We start from the raw sequence: 18,143 nt of genomic DNA, 5'->3' as shown, positions 1-18,143 counted from the left end.
CATCCACAGGTTGTTTTAAAGCAAGTCTTCTATGAAATCTGTTTTCATTATTTATCCAGAACCTCGAAGGCTTCAAAAATCGAGCGCGATCGCCGGGGTAGTGATGCTCCGAGTTCATCGGTGTCGAGCGCGTACTTCCGGAGGTGGAAAGTACCCGACACTTCGCGCATCTCGAAAAATCGCACGGGTCGTCCTCGGTTTGCCAGGGCCTGAACGATCGTAAACTTGACGGTGGATTTGCAGCGAATGCCGAAGACGACTTCTTCGAGTTCCAGCGGTGAATCCTGTGCGCCGCGTCTCCCGATCAGGCGCCATTCCCGCTCATAACGCCAGCTCGCGGCCTTGCGAAGCAGGACGGCTTCGTCAACGCGGCCTCGCGCCGCGCTGTCGATCTCCATCACGGCCACATCGCTGGCCAGTACCTTGCGACTGCCCCCATAGCGGATTTTATGAAGGTCGGCTTCCGCCCCGGCCGGAACGGAGTAGCCGGCACAAATCCCGTTGTGCTGATCGCCATAATGGCTCCACATCAACGGACATGTGGCGCGGACGCCGAACGAAACGATGCCACGGTCGTAGCGGCGAAGCAGTTCCTCTTCGAGATACTGCCGCAGAAGCGATTGCAGGGGATCGTCGATCTCGTAGCTGGGATCTGTGGCGTGGTAGCGGATTTCTTCAAGCAGCCGAGCGGCATCCTTCTGGCTGTGCCGCGCTATGTGATCGATGGTTTTGGGGCCACGATATTTGAGGGACTTTGCCGCTGCCTGCATTTCATCAAGGATGCGCTGCTCGCGGAGACGGCTAAGAACCTGTTCAAGCTGATCGTTGGGAATGTTCGCATCGAGCGTTGGTCGGCAGTCGAGAGGGTCGTTGAAGTCACCCGGGTCTGAATAGTACAGTTCATCGGCGACCAGCATGTCGAGCAAGCGATGGCTGAAACCTCGATATTTATACAGCAGTCTTGGTAACTTAATCAGCTCAGCCATGGTCACCCTCAGTCCCTCAGTATTTTCATTCCCGTTTCGAACGCGACTTCCCCGCTTTAAGCGCGATGGCGATCAAGATACCTCCGCCAACTCCGCGAGGAGATAGTTGATGTAGCTGCGTGTCAGGTTGCAGTAGAGATGGGCCTCCCTCAGCGACGGCGAAACATCGGCCGCGAGTTGCGTGCCATGTCGGACGCCGCCGCCGCCCGGCGAAGAGAGGAAACCGTGCATCTTGGTCATCCAACCGAGCGCTTCGGCCAGCGCGCTGCCGCCGTTATTTTTGCGCAGGGCGCGGATGATCTCGTTGAAGTATTTTCCTTCGACCGTTCCCGATCCGCTTTCCTGACCCTGGAATGCCGTCGACACCGTTTCAAGGAGCCAAAGAATTTCCTGCACTGCCTGCCGCGGCCGTTGTTCGAGAAGAAGGCGATCGGCTTGGTCGAGCGAGGTGTGAATAAGCTCATGCGCGCGTTGGCCCAGCGATTTCTGCGGCGTCTGGACGACAATAGGTGTCTGTGGATGGCGTGCCAGCAGGGCTGGGGGCCTCACCTCATAGGGCACTTCATGTTCATAGAGGATCTGGTTGACGACATCGGCGTCAGGGAGGCCTATTTCCGGATGCGCCGTCTGTATCTGCGCGCACCCATCCCAGAAGGCGCTGATAAATACCGGGGCATTGTCCCCGGCCGACATCATCGCACCATGAAGGTCGCTGATCGCCCAGCTTTCGCTGGAGCTCCAGGATTGGCCGCCAGTGAATTTCGCCTTGAACAGCTCAAAGATCGACCAGGACGATTCCGATTGGCTGGCGATGGAGTGAACAAGTGAATTAAAGGCATTCACCGCTACCGGGGGCATCGCACCGGGGGAGCCATAACGCCATGCTGTCGGCATCGTCAGGGCCATGCTGCCACCTCAGCTTTCTTCGGCAGGAAGCGCGTAGCGGAGCACGCGCAGATCATCGTCGTCGTCGAGCGTGATTTCGAGCACTTGGTTCACCAGATCAGGGTCGGCATCGAGTTCGAGCAGAGCCTGCTCGAAGAGTTCGATCTGCATATCGAGATCCATGCCAGGAGGGCCGTTGAGGCAGATCAGGCCGGCATGAATCGCGACATCGGCATACTGCCCCTTCGTTCCGGGCTTGTCCCTTGGCCCTCGGAAGTCGACCGAGTTCTTGGTGACGAAGATCCAGTCGCCATCCAGGATGATCGGCGTCAACTCCCAGTCTTTATATCCTCCGAGCCCCAGCCAAACGATATGGCTGGTTTCGCCGTGTTCTTTGTCGATTGCGATCTTCGCAAGCTCTGGGCTGAGACATTCGTCGATTAGAAGCTTCATCCCGCCTTCCTACGGCGAGGTACGCGCCGGTCAGTGACGATGGTCGAGCCTTCCGGGAGGTCGCCCGAGACGCGGGGCCGGCCGCGGAGCGGGTTGGCTTCCGCATAGATCGCGGCAAGGCGAACCTTCTCGGCATCGAGGCTTGGCCAGGCGTCAAGGATGCGCTCGATCGGGCGACCGGCCGCGACGGCGGCTGCGACATCGTAGACAGGAACGCGAGTGCCACGAATGACTGGCGTACTGCTGAGAATATCGTCGGAGGTACAGACGATTTCGCGCGCTGCTGCCAGATCGTCCAGCCGCTCGCTCGTGCCCTTCACGAAGGGCAACAGATCGATGGTCAGGAACTCGTCGCGCACGGTCCAGTCTTCGCGCAGCAATGCCGCCCAGGCGAGCGCACGGGAGCGCGTCAGCCTAGGGCCGGCGGTCTTAATGGCGAACAGCCGTTCTTCCGAGGTGAGGCGCTTGGCGCTCTCGAAGTAAAACGCAATGAAGGAGCATGCGCCAGCGAGAACATACCGCCCGTTGTCGAGTGACACGAAGGCATCTGGCAGGATGCGCTCATCGATGACGCGATTGATGTCGCGCAGGCTCACGCGCGAGACGACAGCGGCCTCGGTCGCCTTCAGCATTTCCGCGACAGCGGGCATGTAGGCCTCCTAATTTAATCTTCCGATGGATCGGAATATATATTCTCAGGGCGCCAATTTCAAGATAGAGGTTGATAGGTGCGAGGGAATCTCACTTATGCTGCGCTCCGGGCAAGAATCGCACGGGCCCTTGTCCGAGCTTATCGCCGGACAAGCAGCGGAAGAGTTTTTGGAGTCAATCAATCAGACGTTGACGCTGCTCCGGCTTCCCGATTCATACTAACATGAGCGTTTCTTGCTGAGTTTGAGCGAGAACTTGCAGTGAGCTGAATCTGTTGTTTTGGGGGGAGTTGTGACTAATCCAGCCGTGAGGCTTTCTCAGTTGCACGCTTGGCGTCATGAAGCCGAATTGCGCGGTTTACAGCCTCGGCTTGACGCTTACTGGGCGGTCGATAGCAATAGGCCGGACGGTACCGACGCAGAGCGGGAAAGCTATTACCGGCAGGTGGTGGCGCCTCACGAAGACGCCTTTCTCGCAGAGTTCCCTCACGGCGTGCCGGAAAGAACAGCCTGGGAGGTTATCTTGCGCGAGGGTAACTGGCGTTCCGTGCTCAGAAGCTGGCGCCACGATGGGCAACAGATATTTGAGTTTGCCCCCGACTTGTTGGCAATGCTTGCCGATACGGACGTGGATGAGTTGCCCGTCCAGAACCTGCGGATGCCGTACAACACATTCTATGTTGCTCTCACACCGGGACATTTTCTGCCCGACTACAATCGCGATTGGGTAGTCGATGGATTCTATGTCACCGCTGAAACCTGCCTGGTTGACTCTCTCCGGTTGATCCCCCGCCCTCCGAACGAACTGATCGCTGAGCAGAGAAAACAATGGGCGGATCTTGAGCGAATCCCAGGCGCTCTGGACAGCCTGCGCAAGGGCTCCGAAAGTTTTGCAAGCTTTGACAGTTACATTGCGAAGCTACTGGCTGACAATTCGGCCGCCCAACAGCTTTATGACCGATACCTGCTAGATCCCGATGCGGTGATGGATGAAATAGCAGCCAAGGTGGATATCCGCGGTTCGGGCGAGTGGCGCTCATACTTGATGTTCAGCGTGGATTTCACTTTCCGTCGGCGTGATCATGCTCCGACATCGCTTTCATTGACCGAACTTTTGGGCCAGCCAACACTCCGTGCGTATTACGATTTTGTCTCGCACCGCAATACGGTTGCAGATGGCATCGAGCGTGGTCGCCGCTCGGCCATTCCAATGGATACCTTTCGAGAAGAGGATGGGCATCCTGATGATCTTCACAACGTGATTTCCGACCCGACGGTTCTGGAGGAGGTCACGCGACTGGTGTTCAACCTCGTCTGCTATTTGAATTATCCCGATCGCGATCAGGAAAAACGACTAAGCGATCCGCGGGTCCATGAAAAGGTAAGGCGGGCCAAAGGCAAAGCAAGAAAATTGGCCGAAGCGCGAGCACGCCAGGATGGTTGTCGCTGGATCAATTTCTGCGGCTATCGAACTTCATTCGACAAGCGAAAGATGCTCGGCGGGACAGCCGTTGGCCATTGGCGGCGGGGACACTGGCGGAATCAACGGTTTGGGAAAGCGCTGGCAGAAAGCAGGTTGCTTTGGATTCGGCCAACGATGGTCGGGGCTGACAAGGACATCATTGATGGCCGTCCGACCGTTTACGGGGCGTCCTAGTAGCCTGCGGCTCAGTCCCTTAGTGGTGGCCTTTTGCTGTGTAAGGCCGATCGGGTCTGGAGCTGTTCGGACGCCTCGGCAAGCACCGCGAGGAGAGGTTTGTTAGTTCAATCGCCTTGCACCGGAATGCAATAATTAGAATGCGGTTTGATGGGGATGATTTGTCGCGATGGCTGGGAAGCAATTCAAGAGGACACTTAAACGAGCCATCGATCTGGAGACGATGCTTACGATTTCAAGCGATGCCTTGATGGGGATGCCCAAAGACGACTACCAGATTGTCAGGCGGCTTGCGACCAGAGCCCGGCTGGATCGTCGACCGCGTTACGTTTGTGGCTTATGCGGGCATGCGGTCTACGCTCCGCGTGAAGGTCGAACCGGACAGCCTTATTGGAAGCATCATCCGGGCGCTCCTGAGGACTGCTTATGGTGGACCGGGATGCCCTCCGGCGTGGACGTAGTCAGTGCGCAGCAGTTTGACGGCGCTCAAGAAAGTCCGTTGCATGCGAAGATCAAAAACATTGTTGGTGAACTCCTCACGGCGGATCGCCGGACCAAGCCGGAAAGCGTAATTATCGATGCATATCTCATCAGCGAAGGGGGCCGCCGGCGCCCCGATGTGCGTGCAGTTTATGATGAAGCGCCAGTTGTCGTCGAAGTTCAGCTTGCGACAACCCAGATTCCGATCATCATCCAACGCGAAGATTTCTATGACAGCGAGGCGTATCGGCTCCTGTGGCTGACCTGGAATTTTGAGCCGCCTCCGACAAACGGACGGCTTCTCAGTTCATTCGAAGACATTTTCTATTCGCATAATAAGAACCTGTTCTCGATGGACAACGAGACCGTTCAGCTCTCACGGCAGCGGAACGAGGTCATTCTTCGTGCTTTCTGGGTCAGGGAGAACCTGTGGCATTCCAAGCTCGTCGGTCTTCATGAATTGAATTGGCTTTCGAGTGGCCGCGCTTTTGCTGTGGCGCCTGAGCCTCATTGGCACGAGGACTTCCTGGCACGTTGGCGTGCGGCAACTGGCGAGCATGGTACTCAGAGGCCGGAACGAGGGGAGCTTCTTGCGGAGCTGGCTTACAAGCTATCGCTCATCGATGTCGACGACCGCACACTCGAGGAGGGCGATATCGACTCCTTGATCAACTGCTTGCTCTCCTTGCTTGACGGCCACCCGGTAGGGTCGCGCCAGAAGAATCTCGTGGAGGTGTTGAACACATTTCTTAACGTAGAGCGGCGGCATCGCTTTGCGCGCCTCATCCGTCGATTCGCTGAGCTTGCAGGCAGGAAAGACACTTTGGAAACAAAGAGCGTTCAGAGCAAGGTGGCGATTGCGCTCAAGGCGGAGCAAGACGATCCACAGAGCTTGACGGGGCGTATTGCTCTAACGCTCTTTCCAGAAGCGTTCGCTTCGAGGCATAAAGTAACGGATCGAAGGTGACTTCGATTCTATACGCAAAAGAGAGTATCGAAGTGTTATCTGATGAACGTCGCGGCCATGTATTTTTCGGTGAACAGCGTTTCGGCGCGGCGCTTCGGTTGATCAACAATCGACTTCGTCTTGAAGTGTCCGATCCGGAAGGACATTTCCGAGATGTCATCCCGGATAAGTTAGATTTGATTCATTTTCGAACCAATAGCAGCTATTTTTCTTTGTTACACCTTCGTCGAATAAGCTCGAAAACTAGGCTCGGCGTTGGCGGGATGAGCATGTTCAGCGTGTCCTTTGCGCTGGAAGAGGCTCTATTTCCGGCACTGGATGATGTTCGTTCTGATTGCTGGTGCGTGTATGTCGAGGATGTCGCGAAGATTCACCACGTTACGGGCCTGCAGCACTCGATTATGCTGTTGCCGGACAATCGAATTGCATTGAATTGGGCCTTCAATCCAGCGAAGCCGATCGAACTCGATTGTTCTGAAGCGAAGCTCATAGTGGAGCTTGGCCAAGACATGAAGACTAACGGTGACCTCGTTGGAGGCCCATCACTTGCTTTTAAGTATCCTGTCAAACTGCGCTTCGAGACGCCTGTCGATTTGGACACGGCGCTGAAAAAGATGAATCGGGTGAGGCAATTTTTTTCTCTGTTAATGGGGCGGATGTTAGGTATCAACGAGGCGTATCTCCGGCTGATCGAAGATGGTCGGCCCCATGATGTCGGTATCCACGGTCTCCGCGCAACGCAGCTTTCTGATAAGCCAGCTAACAGGATCGTGAGTTTTGACGATCCTGTTGAGCTGGCGGCGCTTCTCGACCGTTGGCTGGTTCGAGCAGATGGACTGGCAGATGCAGTCAGTCTGCATTTCCAGGGTTTAGAGCAACGGGATCTGGAGCCAGCATTACGATTTCAGCTTTTTGTTCAAGCGATCGAGGCTGCTCATCGTCGGACAGCGCCTCTGTCAGCAAGCCCAATTGCCGCAGTACCTATCTTGGATACTCTCCGGACAGCGGGCATTTCCGACGATGTCGTTGATCGTGTTGGCGGCGTATTGGCTCATGCGCACGAGCCAGGGCTTCGCCAACGGCTAAAATACTACTGGGAGCTCTTCGCGGCAGAAATCAAGGTACTTCGCCCTGGCCTGAAACAGAAGGCGGCTATTTCGCAACTGGCTGCCACACGGAATTTTTACGCACACCGGACGGACAAGACCTCGCAGATTCTTGAAGGCGCAGATCTTTGGGATGCCACTGAGCTTATGAAGGCGATTTCCCATATGGCGATTTTGCGTGAGATTGAAGCGCAGACAGTTGGCATCGGTCAGTCCATGTTGGACAACATGTTTGTGCAGTTCGCAGAGCGAACGGATCGAATACCGGCTGGCGAATGAACGATTGCCTACGCGGGCGAATTGGAGAAGTAGGATTTTGAGCGAAGAGAAAGAGAATGCAAGTCCACAGAAGATTTGCCAAGGCTGTGGTGAGGCGCTGACTGGCGAGAATGACTCCGAGGCGCACATCATCCCGAATGCGCTTGGTGGTCGGCTCAAACCGAAAGGCATAATTTGCCAGACGTGCAACACCAAGCTCGACGCTTTGGCTGATAATGCGCTGGTCAAGGCGTTTGGGGATTGGCCGACGCTTCTCGATTTGCCGAGAGACCGTGGGAAGAATCCGCCTAAACTGATCGAAACCCGCAATGGCCGCCGCGTCCGATTGGAGCGGGATGGTAGCATGACGGCAGTAAATGTTGTTTATGACGTCACGCCTATTGCTGACGGACACGAAGTGCACATTTCGGCTGGCGACATGACGACGTTCCGGCAGCTCTTGAGACGCGCGGAGAAAGAATTTCCTCAATTTGACGCAAACCAGGCTGAGCAGCATGCCCGCACGGTCGGGATTGAGGACGGCGACGAGTTAAGGATGGGTCTGGATTTCAGTCCGCAGGGTGTGTTCGGTGGTGTGACGACGGCTATTTGGTTGTATCTCATCCATACGACGGGCCGCGCCTTTATGGACTGGGAGCGTCTCGTAGCAGTGATCGGGGCCATGCAGAGTCATGGTGGGACGTTTCGATACATGGTTGAGGGTCTTCCCGGCCTGAAGGGGCCGGATATTCCTATTGGCCACAAAATCATCGTCCGTTCGGTGCCGATGAGCGGACAGTTGATCGCCTATGTCGAGATTTTGGGTGTTTTAAGAGTTGGTGGTCTGTTTGCCGATGCCAGAGGTCCGGTGGATTTGGTCGAACACATTTACGCCTACGATGTACTTGGCAAGCAGGACCGTAGCGACGAATTCACTATCGATGCCTCAGAGTTCGAGCGCCAGGATTGGAAGCAGACCGGTGTCGCGCCGACCGAGGGCGAACAGCTTCGGGCGTTGATGGCTGAAGCCATCCAAGCCACTTTCGAGACGCGGTATCGGAGCCGATTTGCAGAAGCAAGCAGCGGTCAGGAGGTCTTGGGCAAATCTGCGAAGTGATGTTGCCTCGGTTGCAGCAGCGGCGGCGGCGACCAGTCTGAAGCTGCCGCAGCTCGGCCTGAGCCTGGACAAGCGGAGGATCGTCGGATCCAAGATAGCTGAATCGATGGCGCCGGGGAAGCGAGCGTGCATTCGAGTAACGGTGAAGCAAGTCGGCTCTGATTAGTGCCCAACCTAGACAATGGAAAGACATTTAATATTATATAGATAGTGAGAATCCAGGTTATTCGGTGGGCTACGCCGCTGTACGAAACAGGTCGCCATGGTTACCGGCCGCCATCTGTTCCAGCACGCGTAGGCAGGTCGATAGGAAATGCAAGTTGAGATGGTTGCGTCCAAACACAACAACACACACAAAAGCCCCAACAAGGGGCTTTTTGCGTTTCCAAACCAACGCTACACAAAGACGATCCCAAACACCCGCGTCAACACGCGGATCGCAAAACTGAGCAGTCCGCATGGATGCGTTCGAGATACTGTCCGTCAGTCGTGAGAGCGACATCTCGAGGCAATCGACGGCGGCCCAAGGAGCGCACGAAACGCCACAAAACCCCATACGATACGATAATGTCTCACCCAGATGAGATGGCACTACACAACGTCAACGGCGCTCCTCCCCGCAAAGCCACCAGCCGTCACCAACAAAGCAAACCAATTGACATCGTCGACCAGCGCGGAAAACGGTGTGAACCCCTCAAGGGCTCACACCAAGGCATCCACTACCTCGCAAGCCAGCCGCCATCGACAGCCAGTACCTGACCGGTCACATAGCCACTCGCTGGAGAGGCGAAGAACAGTGCTGCCGTATCCAGGTCGGAGGGCGTGCCCCATCGACCAGCTGGAATACGCTCGAGAATCGAACGGTTCCTGTTCGGGTCGTTTCTCAACGCTTCCGTATTGTCCGTATCCATGTAACCCGGTGCAATCGCGTTGACCGTGATCCCCTTGGCCGCAAGCTCGTTGGCCATGAGTTTGGTCAGACCGGCAACCGCGTGCTTGCTCGATGTATAGGACGCAACGCGGATGCCGNTTGACCGTGATCCCCTTGGCCGCAAGCTCGTTGGCCATGAGTTTGGTCAGACCGGCAACCGCGTGCTTGCTCGATGTATAGGACGCAACGCGGATGCCGGTTCGAAGCAGGCTTCGGTTGCAGGCGCCTCTATCCGACTTTCGGGTATTTGGCCGTTGATCTGGGCCTGTTTTCCAAGAGCATCGTTTCGACACTTCTCAACCATTCAAGTCTTCCTTCCCGTAAAAACAAGTATTGGCTGCGAATGCAGGCTAGCCTTTGTAGATCAGGCAGAGCCTGGGAATATGACAGTGCTCGTCTGAGAGGGAGGATATTATGAAAGATTTTGAAGGCAAGGTTATCTTTGGCACGGGAGGCGCATCAGGCCTGGGCGCCAAGATCGTTGAGCCGCTGTCTGCAGGCGGCGCACGCATAGCGATCGCCGATTACGACGTCGCTGGTGCTCAGCGGCTTGCAGAGGAGACCAAGGGCGCAAAAGCCGATGACGGGTCCAGTGTTTGCCGACCCCGGCTTTCAGGAAATGCTGAAGATCAGACACCCCCTGCGATGAGCAGTGACCGTTAAGGAGGTCGCCGACAGCGTTGTCTTCCCGTTAAGCGATCAAAGCAGCGGCATGACCGGGGTTTCGTTGCAAGTCGATGCAGGCGCAAGCGTCAGCTGAAACCTATCATGCCTTGCCGTCCTTGGAGGAAGCTGGCTCGGCCTCTTATCTCCGGGAGAGGCAGATGAACAACGGTGACACGAAGCTGTCAGCGGTCGCTTTGATTGCCGAACACATGTGCGGCGCGAACGACACTGCGGCGTTTTCGGCCTGGTTCGACACGTTAAACGTCAGCATCATCTTTGAAATGTGCAGCTTTACGGCGGGCAGGCTAGCTGGCAATCGTCATTGGAAGCTTTGCGCTCTTTCTCTTTAGCTGCGCCAGAAGCGCGACCGCTGTGGCAAGAGCAGCGGCGTAATCAAATCCCGGTCCTTGAAAACTAGAATGGTAGAGCCTGTCCGATCTTCTCGCGGCCGGAACGTTCGTCACCTCAAGACAAACTCCAATAGGGATACCACGCATGTACTCAGAAGTTTCTTTCCAGACAGCTGACGGCACCATGTTGCGCGGGCGCCTTTACAGCGGCGCCGGTGATGCTACTGCAAAGCCTTTGATCATCATGACTGGCGGAATCAGTTCCACCGTCGATTTTTCGAATCATGAAGGCTTCTCCGAGTATTTTGCACGCGGAGGCTTTTCAGTTCTTCTCTATGATCACCGGAATTTCGGCCTGAGTGATGGTGCGCAACGGCAAGAGGTCCTGCCGCAACAGCAGGTCGAAGACATGCGCGATGCGATCACCTTCGCCCAATTGCAGCCGGAAATTGACGCGGAGCGCATTGGCGTCTGGGGGTCGAGCTTCAGCGGTGGTCATGCAATCAATATCGCATCGATTGATCATCGCGTGAAATGCGTTTCGGTGCAGGTACCCTTTGTCAGCGGCAGCCAAACCGTCGCGCGTCAGGTCCGCCCGGATTTTCTTGCCATGGTGCGGAAAATATGGGCAGGCGACAGATTGGGACGCATGGCGGGCCAGCCTCCCCAGATGATGCCTGTGGTAACAGAAAACCCGATGGAGCCGGCTGTTATGCCGATGGCGGATGCCTGGGCCTATACAATGGCTCATCGGGGTAAGTCGAAAACCTGGGAAAATCAGGTGACCGTGCGCTCCATGGAACTCGCCAGCACCTATGAACCGGCAGCCCTCATTCATCTGATTTCGCCCCGGCCATTCCAGATGATCATCGGCTCTACCGACCGCGTCACGACTCCCGACATCGCGCAGGCAGCCTTTGATCGGGCCGGCCATCCGAAGAACCTTGCTATCGTCGAAGGCGGGCACTTTGACCTTTACTACGACAAGTTCGATGAAGCCGCAGAGCTGGCGCTGGCATGGTTCAAGAAACACCTCTGACCGTTTGACGCAGTCGGCTTGGACTAGTTTCGGCGTCGCGGCGCATTTGACTGGACCCCATCCTTGGTCAGTTGATTGTCGCGACGCCAAGCGCTTGGCGTGACCCCGAATTTGGTCTTGAACGATCTTGTGAAGTGCGCGCCGTCGCTAAAATGCCATTTATGCGCGATTTCTGTAATACTCAGTGCGTCCTGACTTTCCTGCAGATCTTCGGCGCCGTGAACAAGGCGGCGCTCCCTGATCCAGCCAACAACAGTTTGACCGTGCTGATGGAAAAGAAAATTTAGGTATCGAGTAGAGATATTGTGTGCTCGCGCAATGAAAGCAGGCGTCAACTTGGCGTTCGCAAGATGATCTTCGATGAACGACAGAATACGGTCGTATCTTGCAGTTCGCGGTGTCGCCTCGACGTTTACATGCGTGCCCTTGATCGCCTTGCTCAGCATGGCGAGGAACATGTCGACCGCCGTCTCGCCTGACCGTCTGTCCAATAGCTCAATGTTCTGTGACAGCGCGCGCATGAACCCTGAAATGAGGCCGCCAACGGGGGTTCTACCCTGGAGCGCCCATTGTTTGAATGGCAGAGGACGGGCCATGTAAGTCTGGAAACGACTGGTTGGGACGATGATGATCAACTGTTGAACCCAGTCGCTGACATAAAATTCGTGGTTCCCTCTATTGCTCCATATCAAAGTGTCACCTTCGGAAAGCTCCATCTCGATCCCCTCGGTACTTACGAGCATGTTTCCCCGCATCAAGGTGACCAGACCCGTGTATTCACCACCATCGAGCGCATTGTGGAATTCTGAACGAACGCCCCTGCATATTCCGCCTTCGAGTGACGAAATCCGCACATCCCCGTAGTACCGGCACTCTAGTCGGGTGTCTTTGGCAGCTTCAGGTGAGATGTTGAGGTCCCAGTTCAGGAAGGCCTCACAAAACGACGCAAGGTTTGTCATTTTGTCTCTCCGCTTTGCATGCTGACATTGAGGCTTTGGTCCTCCTCAAGGTCAGCAAGTCCTCCCCCGTAAAGGGTGACCCTCCTGACCAAGAATATCAAGTTTTGATTTGAAATAGGTTGCCGCCTGAACAGCCGGATACGGCGGGTTCTCCGCCACCGCCTATGCGTTGAAATCGCCGAGCGGTCGACGCAACTTATCTGAGTGAACACCCGCTCGTCCCAGGACTGGATTGTTTGTGGCGGATTGGCGGTTCTGCGTGATGTGCTGGCTCAAGAACACCGTGATTTGACCAGTCTGTTGTCGGTCAGGTGAGCGACATGGATGCACGGTATGTGGCTGCCGACTGAAATCAATGAGCCGTCCGGCAACCACCCAGTAAAATGCCCTCAGGCAAAGATCGGCTGGATCTCTATCAGCTTGCGAGCGCCGCTATCCCCTGTCTCTATAATATCGAAGACGGCCTTGAGCATGCCCGCAACATCCTGCCTGGCCATCTCAATTTCGTGACCCATCAATGCCACGAACGGATCCCAGTCGAAACATCCAATGACTGGCTGGCTATTGACGCCCATCGGTGATGATTTGAGCCAGCGCATGACCCCTTCGAGCGAGATCGTCGAATTGACGAACAGTCCCGCAGGCACGCGGCCTTCCGACGTTACCAGTGCGTTCAAGGCGTCGGCTGCCTTTTCCGGAGCATAGCCGCAGGCGAGAATATGATGCTCTTCAATCGTGACGCCCAGATCCTGATGTGCTGCGCGAAAACCACGAATTCGTTCGGCCGTATTGTGGTCAGTGCCGCGACCGCCGATGAAGAGAAGAGGAAGAAGGGTGCCCTTTTTTCGCTGAAGATTGAGCAGAGTACGGCGGGTGAGTTCGCGCGCCCCGCTGAAATTGTCTGAGATGATCGAGGTTGCCTTGGAGCCCGGAAGATCGAGGTTCAGGCTGCGGGCCCCACCTGCAAGGCAAAGATCGGTAATACGATCCGGATCTGTTGCGCCGGTCGATATCAACCATTCGACCTGATAGGACAGCATTGTCCGGGCGGCTTCCACCTCGAGCTCAGGATTGCGGAGGGTGCATGTTATGATGGGGAACAATCCCCGCTCGCGCGCCATGATCTCGAAGGTTTCGACGATGGAGCCGAAGTACCGATTGTCATATTTCGGGACCAGCATGCCGATAATGCGTGACTTGTCACGACGCAGCAGGCTGGCCTGCATATTGACGGCATAGCCCTGCTCCTCGGCGATTTTCGTGATCTTGTCTGCAAGTTGACTGCTGATGCGCCGCTTTTTCCAGTTTCCGTTCAGTACGGCACTGACAGCGCTCGCGGATGTGCCCGCAAGCTCGGCGAGATCATAGATGGTCGTTTTTTTCTGCGGTCGTTGGTGATTCACGAATTCCTCCTGTGAGAGGCAACTTGACATTAAACGGAGAAGGTGGCAATTCTTGCTTCATCGATTGAGCAGTGTAGCTCAATCGATGATACAGGTTGGCTGTGGAGGGTTGACCGGGAGGCGTTCATTCAAAGTCCGAATTCTTCGGCGCCGCATTGCACGGCGACGACGGAAGATCTGCGCTTGCTTGGCCGGGCGCGGAATGGGCGTTGAGAGCGGAGGTCCGGGCTGGTCTTTCGAAGCAGACCCTTGCCCATTCAAGGAGGAGAAGATCTATGAAAACTGGTTCCATGCTGCTTGCGACTGCCGGATTGATGACACTGCTTTCCGGTTCTGTCTTGGCGCAGGAAGGCTCGACGGTCGCCTTTCTGATGCCTGACCAGGCGTCCACGCGCTACGAGAAGCACGATTATCCCGGCTTCAAGGCCGAGATGGCCAAGCTGTGCGCATCCTGCAAGGTCATTTACCAGAACGCGAATGCCGATGCTGCGCTTCAGCAGCAGCAGTTCAACTCGGTCATCGCCCAAGGTGCGAAGGTCGTCGTTCTGGATCCGGTGGATTCAGCCGCCGCTGCTGCACTTGTGGAAATTGCGCAGTCCCAGGGCGTTAAGGTTATCGCCTACGACCGCCCGATCCCGGACAAGGCCGCTGACTATTATGTATCATTCGATAACGAAGGCATTGGTCACGCCATTGCGAAGTCCCTGGTCGACCAGTTGAAGGCAACAGGTGTACCGGCCGGTTCCGGAGTTCTGCAAATCAACGGCTCTCCGACCGATGCTGCTGCCGGCCTGATCCGTGATGGTATCCATCGCGGACTGAAGGACTCCGGTTACAAGACGCTCGCGGAGTTTGATACGCCGGAATGGGCGCCGCCAAAGGCGCAGGAGTGGGCCGCAGGCCAGATCACCCGGTTCGGCGCGCAGATCAAGGGCGTCGTAGCGGCAAATGATGGCACTGGCGGCGGTGCGATCGCAGCCTTCAAGGCAGCCGGTGTCAATCCCGTCCCCCCGGTCACGGGCAATGATGCGACGATCGCAGCACTTCAGCTGATCATTTCGGGCGATCAGTACAATACCATTTCGAAGCCGTCCGAAATCGTGGCTGCTGCCGCTGCAAATATCGCCGTGAAACTGCTGAAGGGCGAGAAGCCGGAAGCCAAGACCACGCTTTACAAAACGCCGTCCCAGCTCTTCGTTCCCGCAGTCGTCACTGCGAAGAACATCAAGGCGGAAATCTTCGACAAGGGGATCCAGAAGCCTGAAGAAATCTGCACGGGCGAATATGCTGCCGGCTGCAAGAAGCTTGGTATTCTCCAGTAACATCCTCCCCGGAACACCCGGTCCGGAGCCTTCCGGGCCGGGTGCTGTCACGTCACAACAAAGAGCACTTCGTCATGCAACGAAATGACATAGGCCTACCGGCACCAAGCACGACCATCCTCAAGTTAAGCAACGTGTCGAAGAATTTTGGCGCGGTCTCGGCGCTGACGGACATAGAACTGGAGGTGAAGGCGGGGGAGGTTGTCGCCCTTGTCGGCGACAACGGCGCTGGAAAATCCACTCTGATCAAGGTTCTGGCCGGTGTTCACCAGCCTTCGTCCGGTCGCATCGAGTTCTGCGGCAAGGAGGTCAGCCTCGACAGCCCAAGCCGTGCTCTCGAACTTGGAATTGCTACGGTGTTCCAGGATCTGGCGCTGTGCGAAAATCTTGATGTTGTCGCCAATCTTTTCCTCGGTCACGAATTGTCACCCTGGAGTCTCGATGAAGTTGCGATGGAAGTACGCGCCTGGACGCTGCTTCGTGAGCTTGCCGCCCGCATACCGTCGGTGCGCGAGCCGATCGCCTCACTCTCCGGTGGTCAGCGCCAGACCGTTGCCATCGCACGCTCTCTCCTGCTGGATCCCAAGATCATCATGCTCGATGAGCCGACTGCGGCACTCGGCGTCGCCCAGACGGCGGAGGTTCTGAACCTGATCGAACGCGTGCGTGAGCGCGGTCTGGGGGTCATCATCATCAGCCACAACATGGAGGATGTGCGGGCCGTGGCGGACCGGATCGTCGTGTTGCGTCTCGGGCGCAACAATGGCGTGTTCACTCCCGATACATCCAATCAGGAACTCGTCGCTGCCATTACCGGTGCGACGGAAAATGCCGTTTCGCGCCGAGTGGGCCGCAAGGCGGACGAGCAGGCAGCCAATCGCGGGAGCCACGCATGACTACGCAAATGTCTTCCAAGTCCAGGTCCGAACCAGCCCCCCTGGCGCTCGACCGCAGCGATGAGCGTGTCAATCACGCAGATGGCCTCGCGGGCCTGCTGAAGGCCTTCATCGGTCGCGTCCGCTCCGGTGATCTGGGCATGCTGCCCGTTGCCGTGGGACTGATCGTCATCTCCACGGTGTTCAGCATTCTCAATCCGATCTTTCTTGCTCCCAATAATCTGGTGAACCTTCTGTTCGATTGCGCAACGGTCGGTATCATTTCGCTTGGCATCGTCTGTGTCTTGATCCTTGGCGAAATCGACCTTTCGGTCGGATCGATGAGCGGGCTTGCCTCGGCAATCATCGGTGTTGTCTGGGTCAATTCAGGCATTCCCCTGCCTCTGGCGATCGGCGCTGCGCTCGTAACAGGCGCTGCTGTCGGTGCGCTCTACGCCATGCTCTACAATCGCCTCGGCATGCCGAGCTTCGTGGCAACGCTTGCCGGACTTCTCGCGCTTCTCGGTTTGCAGCTTTACATCCTCGGCCCGACCGGAAGCATCAACCTGCCTTATGCCTCACCGCTTGTTCGATTCGGGCAGATCCTCGTCATGCCACGCTGGCTCTCGCACCTGCTTGCTCTTCTGCCGGGCGCAGTGCTGATCGTTACCGGCCTTGCAATTCGTGCCCGGCGCCAAAGGGTCAACCTGTCTTCCCAGCCGCTCAGCAGCCTTCTTGTCAAGGTCGCGGTCCTGACACTGATCCTCCAGGCTGCCGTCTACTATCTCAATCTCGGTCGTGGCGTGCCGTGGATGTTCGGTCTTTTTGTCCTGCTGGTCATCGTCTTGAACTATGCGTTGACGAGAACGAAATGGGGCCGCTCCATGTTTGCCGTCGGCGGCAATCGTGAAGCGGCGCGACGTTCCGGCATCAATGTCCGCCGCATCTACATGAGCGCCTTTGTCTTGTGTTCGACACTTGCTGCGCTTGGCGGAACGCTGTCCGCCGCGCGCCTCGCCTCTTCCAGCCAGCAGGCAGGGACGGGTGATGTCAATCTCAACGCGATTGCAGCTGCAGTCATTGGCGGAACAAGCCTCTTCGGGGGACGCGGCAGTGCCTATTCGGCGCTTCTGGGGATTATCGTGATCCAGGCCATTTCGAATGGCCTCACACTCCTCAACCTCAGCTCATCGCTTCGCTACATGATTACCGGGGCAGTTCTTGCCATAGCCGTTATCGTGGATTCTCTGGCACGGCGCTCTCGTGTCAGCCACGGACGTGCCTGATCCATAGATTTGGAGGAATGAAGATGACCGATTTGATGAAGGGCAAGGTTGCTGCCGTAACGGGTGCGGCCTCCGGCATAGGGCTTGAGTGCGCTCGCGTGCTGATCTCCGAAGGCGCTACGGTGGTGTTGATCGACCGCGCCGGGGACAAGCTGGAGGCCCTCTGCAAGGAGCTTGGCGAACGGGCAAAGCCATTGGTGGTTGATCTCCTGAATGGCGCCGAAGTCTCCGGGATGCTGCCCAAGATCCTGGAACTCGCGGGCCGTCTGGATATCTTTCATGCCAATGCCGGAGCCTATATCGGCGGTCCGGTGGCGGAGGGCGATCCAGACGCCTGGGATCGGATGCTCAATCTGAACATCAACGCGGCGTTCCGCTCCGTGCATGCAGTGCTGCCGCACATGATTGCTCAGAAGTCCGGCGATGTTCTTTTTACAAGCTCGATTGCCGGGGTCGTTCCCGTCGTCTGGGAGCCGATCTATACGGCATCGAAGTTTGCGGTGCAGGCCTTCGTGCACTCCACCCGTCGGCAGGTGGCGCCGCATGGTGTGCGTGTAGGAGCGGTGCTGCCCGGTCCTGTGGTCACAGCTCTCCTTGATGATTGGCCGAAAGCCAAGATGGAGGAAGCACTTGCCAACGGCAGTCTGATGCAGCCGAAAGAGGTAGCCGATGCTGTCCTGTTCATGCTGTCGCGACCGCGCAATGTCACGATCCGGGATCTGGTGATCCTTCCCAACAGCGTTGACCTTTGAT

17 protein-coding genes and 2 pseudogenes are annotated in these 18,143 nt (G+C 56.7%); 11 read left to right on the top strand and 8 right to left on the bottom strand.

The genetic code is table 11. The annotated features are described in order from the left end of the window. Nucleotides 1–47: 47 nt before the first annotated feature. The 4 genes from ASD54_RS17890 to ASD54_RS17875 all read right to left on the bottom strand — a co-directional run bounded on the left by ASD54_RS17890 (nt 48) and on the right by ASD54_RS17875 (nt 2,974). A complete protein-coding gene (locus ASD54_RS17890; protein ID WP_062425000.1) occupies nt 48–986 on the bottom strand; it encodes a DUF2971 domain-containing protein in 939 nt (312 codons plus the stop codon). A 72-nt stretch (nt 987–1,058) separates the two neighbouring features. Next, nucleotides 1,059–1,892, bottom strand: a complete 834-nt coding sequence (locus tag ASD54_RS17885; RefSeq protein ID WP_082546383.1) for a hypothetical protein — start codon at nt 1,890–1,892, stop codon at nt 1,059–1,061. 9 nt (nt 1,893–1,901) lie between these two features. Further along, nucleotides 1,902–2,324 (bottom strand): DUF5615 family PIN-like protein, encoded by a 423-nt coding sequence (locus ASD54_RS17880; protein ID WP_062424999.1) that lies wholly within the window; start codon nt 2,322–2,324, stop codon nt 1,902–1,904. Next, on the bottom strand, nt 2,321–2,974 hold the full coding sequence (locus ASD54_RS17875) for a DUF433 domain-containing protein (protein WP_062424998.1): 654 nt from the start codon (nt 2,972–2,974) through the stop codon (nt 2,321–2,323). The genes ASD54_RS17880 and ASD54_RS17875 overlap by 4 nt, the downstream gene beginning before the upstream one ends. 292 nt (nt 2,975–3,266) lie before the next feature. Here ASD54_RS17875 and ASD54_RS17865 point away from each other — a divergent pair, with 292 nt between their 5' ends. The 4 genes from ASD54_RS17865 to ASD54_RS17850 all read left to right on the top strand — a co-directional run bounded on the left by ASD54_RS17865 (nt 3,267) and on the right by ASD54_RS17850 (nt 8,559). Further along, nucleotides 3,267–4,631: a hypothetical protein gene (locus tag ASD54_RS17865; protein WP_156379276.1), complete on the top strand. Its 1,365-nt coding sequence runs from the start codon at nt 3,267–3,269 to the stop codon at nt 4,629–4,631. Nucleotides 4,632–4,800: 169 nt separating this feature from the next. Beyond that, a complete protein-coding gene (locus ASD54_RS17860; protein WP_062424995.1) occupies nt 4,801–6,078 on the top strand; it encodes a DUF6035 family protein in 1,278 nt (425 codons plus the stop codon). Beyond that, a complete protein-coding gene (locus tag ASD54_RS26680) occupies nt 6,075–7,463 on the top strand; it encodes a HEPN domain-containing protein (protein WP_156379275.1) in 1,389 nt (462 codons plus the stop codon). The genes ASD54_RS17860 and ASD54_RS26680 overlap by 4 nt, the downstream gene beginning before the upstream one ends. Nucleotides 7,464–7,500: 37 nt before the next feature. After that, entirely contained in the window at nt 7,501–8,559 is a 1,059-nt protein-coding gene (locus tag ASD54_RS17850) for an HNH endonuclease (RefSeq protein ID WP_062424993.1), read from the top strand. A gap of 719 nt (nt 8,560–9,278) precedes the next feature. Here ASD54_RS17850 and ASD54_RS17845 read toward each other — a convergent pair. Beyond that, a pseudogene (locus ASD54_RS17845) lies at nt 9,279–9,588 on the bottom strand (SDR family oxidoreductase); the annotation flags it as partial. A 1-nt stretch (nt 9,589) separates the two neighbouring features. After that, nucleotides 9,590–9,702: pseudogene (locus ASD54_RS27320) on the bottom strand (SDR family NAD(P)-dependent oxidoreductase); the annotation flags it as partial. A 202-nt stretch (nt 9,703–9,904) separates the two neighbouring features. On the opposite strand from ASD54_RS27320, the gene ASD54_RS17840 reads away from it, so the two are divergent. From ASD54_RS17840 to ASD54_RS17830, 3 genes are all read left to right on the top strand, one after another. After that, the gene (locus tag ASD54_RS17840) at nt 9,905–10,153 is read left to right on the top strand and encodes a hypothetical protein (protein WP_062555940.1); all 249 of its coding nucleotides are present in this window, start codon (nt 9,905–9,907) and stop codon (nt 10,151–10,153) included. Between the two features lie 161 nt (nt 10,154–10,314). Next, nucleotides 10,315–10,506, top strand: coding sequence for a hypothetical protein (locus ASD54_RS17835; protein WP_156379274.1), 192 nt, complete (start codon nt 10,315–10,317; stop codon nt 10,504–10,506). A gap of 145 nt (nt 10,507–10,651) precedes the next feature. Continuing rightward, nucleotides 10,652–11,545: an alpha/beta fold hydrolase gene (locus ASD54_RS17830; RefSeq protein ID WP_062555938.1), complete on the top strand. Its 894-nt coding sequence runs from the start codon at nt 10,652–10,654 to the stop codon at nt 11,543–11,545. Nucleotides 11,546–11,568: 23 nt separating this feature from the next. Here ASD54_RS17830 and ASD54_RS17825 read toward each other — a convergent pair whose 3' ends face one another. Then, complete coding sequence (locus tag ASD54_RS17825; protein ID WP_062555937.1) at nt 11,569–12,504, bottom strand: helix-turn-helix domain-containing protein; 936 nt, start codon at nt 12,502–12,504, stop codon at nt 11,569–11,571. 389 nt (nt 12,505–12,893) lie between these two features. Further along, nucleotides 12,894–13,907, bottom strand: a complete 1,014-nt coding sequence (locus tag ASD54_RS17820) for a LacI family DNA-binding transcriptional regulator (RefSeq protein WP_062555936.1) — start codon at nt 13,905–13,907, stop codon at nt 12,894–12,896. 314 nt (nt 13,908–14,221) lie between these two features. On the opposite strand from ASD54_RS17820, the gene ASD54_RS17815 reads away from it, so the two are divergent. From ASD54_RS17815 to ASD54_RS17800, 4 genes are all read left to right on the top strand, one after another. Next, nucleotides 14,222–15,229, top strand: a complete 1,008-nt coding sequence (locus ASD54_RS17815; RefSeq protein ID WP_244484793.1) for a sugar ABC transporter substrate-binding protein — start codon at nt 14,222–14,224, stop codon at nt 15,227–15,229. A 74-nt stretch (nt 15,230–15,303) separates the two neighbouring features. Next, nucleotides 15,304–16,125, top strand: coding sequence for an ATP-binding cassette domain-containing protein (locus ASD54_RS17810; RefSeq protein ID WP_062555999.1), 822 nt, complete (start codon nt 15,304–15,306; stop codon nt 16,123–16,125). Then, nucleotides 16,122–17,390 carry an ABC transporter permease gene (locus ASD54_RS17805; RefSeq protein ID WP_062555934.1) on the top strand — a complete coding sequence of 423 codons (1,269 nt, stop codon included), beginning with the start codon at nt 16,122–16,124 and terminating at the stop codon, nt 17,388–17,390. The genes ASD54_RS17810 and ASD54_RS17805 overlap by 4 nt, the downstream gene beginning before the upstream one ends. A 23-nt stretch (nt 17,391–17,413) precedes the next feature. Next, nucleotides 17,414–18,142, top strand: a complete 729-nt coding sequence (locus ASD54_RS17800) for an SDR family oxidoreductase (RefSeq protein ID WP_062555998.1) — start codon at nt 17,414–17,416, stop codon at nt 18,140–18,142. The last annotated feature ends 1 nt before the right edge of the window (nt 18,143 follow it).

This window comes from Rhizobium sp. Root149, from assembly GCF_001427345.1.
Lineage (GTDB): Bacteria > Pseudomonadota > Alphaproteobacteria > Rhizobiales > Rhizobiaceae > Neorhizobium > Neorhizobium rhizoryzae.
This window is presented reverse-complemented; position numbering and strand designations above follow the sequence as displayed.

Coding starts and splice junctions, on each gene's coding strand:
- ASD54_RS17890 (WP_062425000.1), bottom strand. CDS start 986: ATGGCTGAGCTGATTAAGTTACCAAGACTGCTGTATAAATATCGAGGT.
- ASD54_RS17885 (WP_082546383.1), bottom strand. CDS start 1,892: ATGGCCCTGACGATGCCGACAGCATGGCGTTATGGCTCCCCCGGTGCG.
- ASD54_RS17880 (WP_062424999.1), bottom strand. CDS start 2,324: ATGAAGCTTCTAATCGACGAATGTCTCAGCCCAGAGCTTGCGAAGATC.
- ASD54_RS17875 (WP_062424998.1), bottom strand. CDS start 2,974: ATGCCCGCTGTCGCGGAAATGCTGAAGGCGACCGAGGCCGCTGTCGTC.
- ASD54_RS17860 (WP_062424995.1), top strand. CDS start 4,801: ATGGCTGGGAAGCAATTCAAGAGGACACTTAAACGAGCCATCGATCTG.
- ASD54_RS17840 (WP_062555940.1), top strand. CDS start 9,905: ATGAAAGATTTTGAAGGCAAGGTTATCTTTGGCACGGGAGGCGCATCA.
- ASD54_RS17835 (WP_156379274.1), top strand. CDS start 10,315: ATGAACAACGGTGACACGAAGCTGTCAGCGGTCGCTTTGATTGCCGAA.
- ASD54_RS17830 (WP_062555938.1), top strand. CDS start 10,652: ATGTACTCAGAAGTTTCTTTCCAGACAGCTGACGGCACCATGTTGCGC.
- ASD54_RS17825 (WP_062555937.1), bottom strand. CDS start 12,504: ATGACAAACCTTGCGTCGTTTTGTGAGGCCTTCCTGAACTGGGACCTC.
- ASD54_RS17815 (WP_244484793.1), top strand. CDS start 14,222: ATGACACTGCTTTCCGGTTCTGTCTTGGCGCAGGAAGGCTCGACGGTC.
- ASD54_RS17810 (WP_062555999.1), top strand. CDS start 15,304: ATGCAACGAAATGACATAGGCCTACCGGCACCAAGCACGACCATCCTC.
- ASD54_RS17805 (WP_062555934.1), top strand. CDS start 16,122: ATGACTACGCAAATGTCTTCCAAGTCCAGGTCCGAACCAGCCCCCCTG.
- ASD54_RS17800 (WP_062555998.1), top strand. CDS start 17,414: ATGACCGATTTGATGAAGGGCAAGGTTGCTGCCGTAACGGGTGCGGCC.